Source organism: Anaeromicrobium sp. (assembly GCF_025210435.1).
In the GTDB taxonomy this organism is placed as follows: domain Bacteria; phylum Bacillota; class Clostridia; order Peptostreptococcales; family Thermotaleaceae; genus Anaeromicrobium.
In genome coordinates, this window is record NZ_JAOART010000121.1 from 1 (window position 1) to 8715 (window position 8715).

The window sequence follows — 8715 nt, forward strand, 5'->3', positions numbered from 1 at the left end:
GCCTATTTCAGGAAAATATATTGAAAATCTTTTCCACCCAAGTCCTTGTCACAAGCGAAAGTGTGAATCTTCGTATATAGGTTCACGTGTCATGTTGGAGTAGAATAGGATGTTGTGACGTTCCAGGGTTCCAAAGATTTTCAATATATTTTCCCTTATAGGCAAGTTACTGTATAAAGCAATTTTAAAACCAATAAATCTATATGTGTAGTTGAGAGATAGACCATAGCAGAGTTTATAAAATAGGACTAATTGTCTGGTTTTGTAAATTATTAGAAAAATATATGGAGAAGTACATGACATGTAATGGTAATTAGTGTAAAATTATTCAATAATGAGGAAAAAATTCCTATCACATCACATCTTTTTCCTATCAAACTAGTTATAAAATAAAGGAGGTACTATGAAGAGGATATATAAGTATATATTTTTAGTTATTACCATAGTTTTAATTATTTCAAAGCCAGTAAGGGCACAGGAAATTACCCATATTCAAAAGGATATTAATTTAATATTTGTATTAGATTCTAGTTATTCTATGAATGTAAATAATAAAAATAAAATTGCAGAAGAAATTATATATATGTTTGTAGATAATTTACCATCTAAAGATACAAAAATAGGTTATGTGGCGTATAATGACTCTATTACAACATTTTTAAAGCCTACTACAATAAAAAAACATGAGGAAAGAGTTAATATAAAAAATAGAATTAAGAGTATAAGAAAAACTGGATATTCAGATATGGGACTTGGAATGAAAAAGGGCTTTGAATTAGTTAGGGAGGATTTAAAGGAGAATAGTCAGCCCATAATGATTTTAATATCTGATGGGGAAACATCATTGTCTAGAAATAGCAATCGTACTGAGACACATTCTGAATTGGATATGGAGGAAATTGTTAAAAAAGCTAATGGAATTAATATGCCTATATATACAATTTCCCTTGATAAAAATCACTATATATTAGAGGGGATTTCTAGAAAGACAAAGGGAAAAATGTATGATAATCCTAGCTCAGGGGATTTAATTAATATATTTAAAGAAATATCAGAAAACTACTCTACTTCTACTGTTAAACCCTTTATAGAAATTAAAGGTACAGGGAAAAAACAAGATATATCAATTTCAGTGAAGGAGTCATATAGGGATGAATCAAATATTTTAGTGATTTCGTCAGAACCAATTAGGGAAGCAAATATAATAGGTGAAAAAAAGGATTTTCATTTTTCAAAATCTAAATATTACTTCAGTGTAAAGATTGTAGGAAATAAAGAAGGTGAATTATTATTAAATTTTATTACTAGGAAGAATGCCAAAGTAAAAGTTTATAAATTATCAAATTATAATGCTAATTTAATTTTGCATGTTCCAGATAAAATCTATAAAAATAAATCATTCAAAATAGATGCGTACTTTAATATGAAGATGACAAGCTTTTAGAATACTCTATTATCAAACTTACAGGTCAATCTTGTAAAGTAGATTTATTTAGAGAAGCACTAAAGGAGTTTGTTCCAGGTAGAATTATACAATCAAGAAGAAATAGAAAGTCCAAAGATGATAATTATGATTTGAAATTAACCTGCCTAAAGGGTGCTTTAAAGTATTTACAGGGAAAGAAATTTGGTTATATGAATGTGAATCTACATACGCGTATTCCTACATTACCTTATTTAATCAGTGCCTATACCCATAATGGAGATGAAAAAGTATTGATTCATAGTTTAAATAAGGAAAATACAAGTGGTAGTATTTCCAGATTTATGGAGAGAATTACTTTAAAACTCTATTTAAAGGATACTAATGGAACTATAAGGCATGAGTATGAATATGAAAATAAACCTAAGGACTTCACTAAAACTACCTTTGAAGAGATAGAAGAAAAATATAAGGGTCTTATTATACAGGATGAGACAGATAACATAGTTAATAAAGAAGTGAAATTTTTCGTATGGCCTCAAAAAGAGGAATGGGGATTTTGTGTAGTTCCAATTTTAAGAGAAGATGAAGCTCTCTTTATAGGAAAGGAAGGGTTCTTTAATTTTGAAAATGATACGTGGGAAAGAAACTTTTTTGACGGATTAAAATAGGGAACATAATAGAAATGGGGTGATCCATTGTTTTTCAGCAAATCTCCAGTGTTTAGTAGGGGAAGAATTTTAAAAATAGATATGCTAGAGCATTTAAGAGATTTTCCTAAAGATATAATAAAAATAAATCTTAATGGATATGGCAATGGAATTGTAAAGGGATGCAGATTACTAGTAAATGATGACTACATAATTATAGAACCTGGAATTATTTATTTTCATGAGGAAATATATCTATTAAAAGAAGAGTATAAGCTACCATATGAACATACTAATGAAACGGCCATATTGAAGGTTAAGTTCATGGGAGAGAGTTCTAGCAAAGATTTTGTGAGCCATGGAACTGAAGTTTTTATAGATAATGATACCAATATATATGAGGATGAATTGGAACTTTGTAGATTTAAGCTAAAAGAAGGAGCAAAACTAAGGAATAATTATGTGAACTTTGAAGATATGACCACAGGATACAATACATTAAATATAATTCACACTCCCTTTGCAGCTTATGGAAAGAGTACCCTATCACCCTATGTATTGACTAATTTTGCTAAAGAAGCATTTGGGTATAAATTATCAAATCCACTGGATATAAGCTTTTGTATGCAGTCCTTACAAAGGGAAGAACCAATGAGTAAAGAGTTAATTATAAACTACATATCAGCTAGATTAGAAATAGAGTATAAGGATTATTCTAATGAAAGATTATATAAAATGCTATTGAGAATCCTTAAAGATATTATAGGAAGGAAGGGAAGAAAAAGAGACAGAAATTATTTATCTAAAAAGATCCTTGTAGATTAAGAGATTATGAAGGAAATGTATGATGGGATAGATTTCCTTCATAATAAATATATTTTTAGTTATTCAAGTTGTTTATCTATATATTTAAATGGAAAAGAAGAGTTTAAAAATAAGGTCTTATAGGTGAAAACTAATTAGACCATAGAATATTAGGAGGAACTATGAAAAAAACATTTAATATAAAATTATTGCAATTTATCATGTATGGAAAAATTACAATTGTAGTTTTATTATCATTATTAATATTATTAGCCACAACTACAAAGGCCGATGCTGGCTTTTTATATGGAATCAAAAATGGCTTACAAAATCAAATTGGAACATTATCACCAGAAAATATAGCAGGTTATTTAGGACAAATGTTTTTTATGGCATTACTTCCAATAGCTACAATAGTCTCTTTAAGAAAGAAATCTTATAAGGGAGTAATCATATTTTTAATACTACAATTAGGTAATGCTCATAAGAATCCTTTACATCTTATGATGATCCTTGTTGTGTTAATAGGAATTTTAGCAAGTAAAAAGACAAAACATTATTTTGCATATAGAAACTTAGGATAAATTTTTAAATATTAGTATAGATAAACAGCTTGAATAATTAAAATAATGTTGTTCAAATTGTAAGGGGGAAAAGTATGGGATTTATAGATGAAAAAATAGCCGCTTTGAAACAATCAAAGAGAATATTAGAAGAAGAGGAAAAAAGGCAAAAAAAAGATACGGAATCAAAGGATGATGAAAAAAAAGAAATGTCTTTAGATGAGGTTATAGAGTCTATTGAAGATGGTTATTTAGAGATAGAAAAAAAGAAGTTTGAATTTAAAAGAAAATCCTACCTAGGTGGAAAAATTAGTTTGCCAATTATAGAAAGTCATTTTGAAGAAGTATTGAACAATTCTAATGAAATCATATTAAAAAATAGAGTAGATAATGTAATGATTAGGTGTAACTGGATAAGAGAAAACATATTGTTAGAAAATTTTGAGACTCTCAAAGCGGGTATAGGAAAGAGTCTTGGAGATATGGATGTATATGTTGAGTGGGTTGAAGAAAATGAAATAAGTAAGGAAGAGATAGTTTTAAACTATGATATATATAAAACATATATAGCAGAAGGCAGTGTTTGTAATTTAATATTTTTCTTTAGAAACAAAATAAAGGATCAATTATTAGTGGGCAATATTAGCTATTTTCATGAAGACGCTTACATATGGAAAAATATCATAAAGGCCATTATTAATCTATTAGAAATAAATATATAGAAATAAGGGGGGGATTGTGTGAATGAAAATGCAATATTCTATGATCGTATAGGGGTATTAATACAAGAGGCAGAATTACAATCTATAAAAAATATAAAAATTACAAATGGTATCAATGAACATGGCAAGTTAGAATTTAAAGGTATAGCAACTGAGGAAATACAAGATATACATTTAATTGAGGGAGAAACTCCTATAAAGATATATTATTATAACGATGAAGAAGATGAAGAGTGTCTATTTTATGGAATTATAACTAGAATAAAAAAAGAAATTATAGGAGGACTATACAATTTAGATGTAGAGGCTAAAAGCTATACCTATTTTATGGATATATCAAAGAAATCTCGTTCCTTTCAAAATATTAAAATGACTTCTCACCAATTAATAGAAGAAGTTATAGAAGGATATGATTCATCTAAATATAAAATAAAAATCCCTAATGAGCCTATTGGTGAATTAGTACTACAGTATGAAGAGACTGACTGGGAGTTCTTAAAACGTTTTGCATCTAGATATAGTGCAGGACTATTTCCAGAGATTACAGTGCAAAACATAAGATATTTTATAGGCACTCCAGATTTTTTAGCAGATTCAGAATATAAAGTTAACAATTATATAAAACATGAAAATCTTCATAAATATGAAGATGTAAAAGCAAATCATAAAGAAGATGTAAAAAAAGAAGAGTGTATATCATATGAGATAGAAATATTTCAGGTATTAAAATTGGGAGCATATATGGAGATAAAAGGAATTGATGATTTTAGAGGAACTCTTTATGTAAGCTCTGTAGAACATGAATTAAAAGATGGAATATTACATAATAAATATATTTTAAAAACTAAAAAAGGCCTTGAACAAAGAAACATATATAATAATATAATAATAAAATCATAGGTCTATCTCTCATTGGAAAAGTTATTAGTGTAGAAAGGGATAAGGTAAAAGTACACATTACTCAAATAGATGAAAAGCAAAATGAACAAGATGCATATTGGTTTCCATACGAGACTATGTCGGCTTCTTCAGATGGAAGTGGTTTTCACTATAGGCCTGAAATTGGTGATAAAGTTATAGTGAACTTTGTAAGAAAAGAAGAAATAGAAGCATATGTAGTTAGTGCTTCAAAAGAAGAAATGACAGAGGAGACAAAAGAAGAAGAATTAGAAGACCCAGACCATAGATACTTAAGCACCATATATGATAAGAAGATTGAATTCACACCCCAAAACATTATTATATCATGTGACAATGGACAAGGAGCAATTATATTAAATAAAGATGGAACTATAAATATTACAGGTCAGAGAAATATATACATAAATGCTGTAGATAATATAAATATAAGGGCAGAAAAAAGCTTAACTATAACAGCAAGTGAAAAGATAGACTTAATGTGTAATGAAGGTAAAGTTGTATTTACAGAAGGAAATGAAATATTATTAGAAGGAACTTCAGTAATGATAAATAGTAAATTGGGAAATGGAAAATTTTCAGGGAAAACTTGGTTGCAATATGATCTTGTTGGTAGCTCCAATGAAAAAGTCAAAGAACTTCAACAAATGTTGAATAAATTAGGATATAAAGGTGAGAATGGAAAGCCATTAGTTGTAGATGGTGTATTTGGTGGAAATACATTATATGCAGTGAATATGTATAAAAGAGAAAAAGGATTAGATAATTATGGGAAATACGGAGGCGTAGTAGGAGATACAACATTAAGTCATATGAAGACAGAAATTAATGGAAACAATGAAGAAAGTGGTGAAGGGAATAGGGATAATGAAATATTAGCTCCTAAAAATCTTCTATCAAGATGGAATGTATGTACTACAGATGAATTAATCAAATATGTTAAGGAATTTAAATGGAAAAGAAAGATAAAACAGCTTCATGTCCATCATACATGGAGACCTAATCACAGCTCATATAATGGATCAAATGGAGAACAGTTGCAACAAAACATGTATGTTTATCATACAAAATCTAAAAATGAAGGTGGTAGAGGATGGTCAGATATTGGTCAACATCTTACATTACTACCTGATGGACGTTGGATAATTGGCAGGGATTTAAATAAAACTCCAGCTTCAATAAAAGGATGGAATACTGGTTCCCTTGCAATCGAAATGGTGGGAAATTTTGATGAAGGGAAAGACAAATTTGAAGGTGAACAAGCGAAGGCGATGTTTAAATTTACTGCATTTTTTGTAAACTATAAGAATCTGAAATTTAATACAGATGGTACATATGAAAATGATGACATAAGATTCCATAGAGATCATCCATCAGTAAGTAAATCATGTCCTGGAACGAGCATTACTAGGCAATGGTTTATGAATGAATTATTAAAGTATAAATAGTATTTTATATAAAAAGTGTAATATAGTTGAAAATTTAACATGAAGTTCATAAGGAGGTAACAAGGTTGAAAAAAGCAAGTACTATAAGTGTAGGCTTATTAATGGTTTTATTGATTATAGCATTTAATTTGAAGGTAAACAGTGTTAATGCAAGTGAAGAAAATATAAGCATAGAAAAAAATGTTGAGAGTGTAGAGGAAGAGAAAGACGGAGAGAAAGAAAGAAAAAATTATTATGAGATAGATTTTATAAAGGGTGGAGAATATTTTAATGATGGGGCAATTATCAGTAATATTGTATGGCAAGACTATGGAAAATTCGAAAGAATAGTAATCAATATTAATGAACTGAATTTCGATAGTGAAGGTTATAAGATAGGAGCTCCATATAAAGTTCCATGTCCATTCATGATTAACTACGAAAGGTATCCAATTAGAATGTATTGTAAAGTAGATGCAGGTCAAATGCTAATAGATGATGTTGAAAATATAAATTTAAATGATAGTAAGGTCATAAGAAGTATATATAATATTCCCTATATGGAATCAGGAACTTCCAGTTTTGGTATTGACTTTAAGAAACCAATAAAGTATGAGGTGTTTGAGTTACGTAACCCTGCAAGAATAGTTATTGATATAAAAGAAAATAATGAGAACATGATTTTTTCCAATATATATTCTTTAAGAAGTAAATCAAGTGAAGAGATAGAAAATTTAAGTTTTATAGAAGAGAGTTTAATGAATATTAATAGTACAAATGTAAGAATCCTTCAATCTAAAGATGATAATTTATTTGTTGAAGAAGGATATTATGAAAAACAAGAGGATGCAGAAAAAAGAAGAGCTGAGATTAGTAGCCAATTAAGTGAATATAACATTAAATTATTTATAGAAAAAAGAACGGATTTAAGTATACCAAATGGAGAGTTAAAAAATGATTTACTAAAATAATAATTTATGATTAAGTATCATAGAATAGTGAGCAATAACATGAAAGCTATAGATTTTATACTCACTATTAAATAACAAATTAGAGATAGGAAATAAAAAAGAAAATAGTATGTAGAATAGCAATTATTCAAGAAAATGTAAGAAGTACAATATCAGAGGATTATAAAAAGAACCTAACTGGTTTTTTGTATAATGGACCATAAACAGGCAAAGACAACAAGTTGTACGGGGGACAGATAAGAATAACTAACGATGGACAAAAGCAAAGTATTGGCACAATGACGGTAAATGAATCCAATGCAGGTAATCAAATAGATTCTAAGATAGTAAATAATAAAGAGGGGGTGGGTAAAACTGAAACTGTACATAAAAATTATAATATTAAATTAGAAGAAGCATTAAATATTCAAATGAAAATGAGTCCCAAGTACTGGGCTGATGGAAAGTGGGTAAATGCTACAAGAGAACAGGTTAGAAAATATTTAGACCCTAATAATTATAATGATGGAGATAATAATTATCAGTTCTTAGATTTATCAGCGTATGCAGGTGTAAGTGAAGAAGAAATGAATAACTATTTGAGTAATAAAGGGATATTATGTGAAAAAGGAAGTGTTTTTATTGAAGCAGCTAAAAAATATGGTGTAAGTGAAGTATATTTAGCAGCTCATACGGCTTTAGAGACTGGTAACGGCTCAAGTAAACTTGCAACTGGAGTGGAAGTAAACGGAGTTAAAGTATATAATATGTTTGGAATACATGCTTTCGATAGTGATCCAATAGGTGCAGGGTCAAAATATGCATATGAAATGGGTTGGACTACTCCAGAAAAATCAATTGAAGGAGGAGCAAAATGGATTTCTGAAAAATATATTAATAATTCTTCCTATAAACAAAATAATTTATATAAAATGAGATGGAATCCTAGCTCTCCAGGTAAACATCAATATGCTACTGATGTAAGATGGGCAGCAAATCAAATAAAAAATATTAAGAATATGTATGATAAATTTCCAAAAGCAAACTTAAAGTTTGATATTCCAATTTATAAAAACAAATAATAATTCTAGGAAGAATTTTCTCCATAGTCATTTTAATTACGTAAGTTTTGTACAAAAATAGTCTATTCTTTTGGATAATTATTCTTTGGTATTTTAGGCAAAAAATAACTAAAGGTAATACCATATCCCTTATCGAAGTAGTGTTTTCCCAAAAACTCTAACGAAAGGTGGTATTA

General features: G+C 28.6%; 9 protein-coding genes. All 9 read left to right on the plus strand.

Annotation, left to right across the window (positions count from 1 at the left end; genetic code table 11):
- Positions 1–403 precede the first annotated feature (403 nt).
- The 9 genes from N4A57_RS14960 (at position 404) to N4A57_RS15000 (ending at position 8539) form a co-directional block, all read left to right on the plus strand.
- The gene (locus N4A57_RS14960) at positions 404–1444 is read left to right on the plus strand and encodes a vWA domain-containing protein (RefSeq protein WP_293658830.1); all 1041 of its coding nucleotides are present in this window, start codon (positions 404–406) and stop codon (positions 1442–1444) included.
- A 131-nt stretch (positions 1445–1575) separates the two neighbouring features.
- Entirely contained in the window at positions 1576–2094 is a 519-nt protein-coding gene (locus N4A57_RS14965) for a hypothetical protein (RefSeq protein ID WP_293658832.1), read from the plus strand.
- A 48-nt stretch (positions 2095–2142) separates the two neighbouring features.
- The gene (locus N4A57_RS14970; protein ID WP_293658833.1) at positions 2143–2898 is read left to right on the plus strand and encodes a hypothetical protein; all 756 of its coding nucleotides are present in this window, start codon (positions 2143–2145) and stop codon (positions 2896–2898) included.
- Between the two features lie 161 nt (positions 2899–3059).
- Positions 3060–3461 carry a hypothetical protein gene (locus tag N4A57_RS14975; protein WP_293658834.1) on the plus strand — a complete coding sequence of 134 codons (402 nt, stop codon included), beginning with the start codon at positions 3060–3062 and terminating at the stop codon, positions 3459–3461.
- A 74-nt stretch (positions 3462–3535) separates the two neighbouring features.
- Positions 3536–4162, plus strand: a complete 627-nt coding sequence (locus tag N4A57_RS14980; protein WP_293658835.1) for a hypothetical protein — start codon at positions 3536–3538, stop codon at positions 4160–4162.
- Between the two features lie 18 nt (positions 4163–4180).
- Positions 4181–5062, plus strand: a complete 882-nt coding sequence (locus tag N4A57_RS14985; protein ID WP_293658836.1) for a contractile injection system protein, VgrG/Pvc8 family — start codon at positions 4181–4183, stop codon at positions 5060–5062.
- 23 nt (positions 5063–5085) lie between these two features.
- Positions 5086–6528, plus strand: coding sequence for a peptidoglycan recognition protein family protein (locus N4A57_RS14990; protein ID WP_293658839.1), 1443 nt, complete (start codon positions 5086–5088; stop codon positions 6526–6528).
- Positions 6529–6593: 65 nt separating this feature from the next.
- A complete protein-coding gene (locus N4A57_RS14995) occupies positions 6594–7478 on the plus strand; it encodes a hypothetical protein (RefSeq protein ID WP_293658837.1) in 885 nt (294 codons plus the stop codon).
- Between the two features lie 221 nt (positions 7479–7699).
- Positions 7700–8539 carry an N-acetylglucosaminidase gene (locus tag N4A57_RS15000; RefSeq protein WP_293658838.1) on the plus strand — a complete coding sequence of 280 codons (840 nt, stop codon included), beginning with the start codon at positions 7700–7702 and terminating at the stop codon, positions 8537–8539.
- The last annotated feature ends 176 nt before the right edge of the window (positions 8540–8715 follow it).

What these genes read in the sequence shown, in the direction of transcription:
- N4A57_RS14960 (WP_293658830.1), top strand. Translation starts at nt 404, where the DNA reads ATGAAGAGGATATATAAGTATATATTTTTAGTTATTACCATAGTTTTA.
- N4A57_RS14975 (WP_293658834.1), top strand. Translation starts at nt 3,060, where the DNA reads ATGAAAAAAACATTTAATATAAAATTATTGCAATTTATCATGTATGGA.
- N4A57_RS14980 (WP_293658835.1), top strand. Translation starts at nt 3,536, where the DNA reads ATGGGATTTATAGATGAAAAAATAGCCGCTTTGAAACAATCAAAGAGA.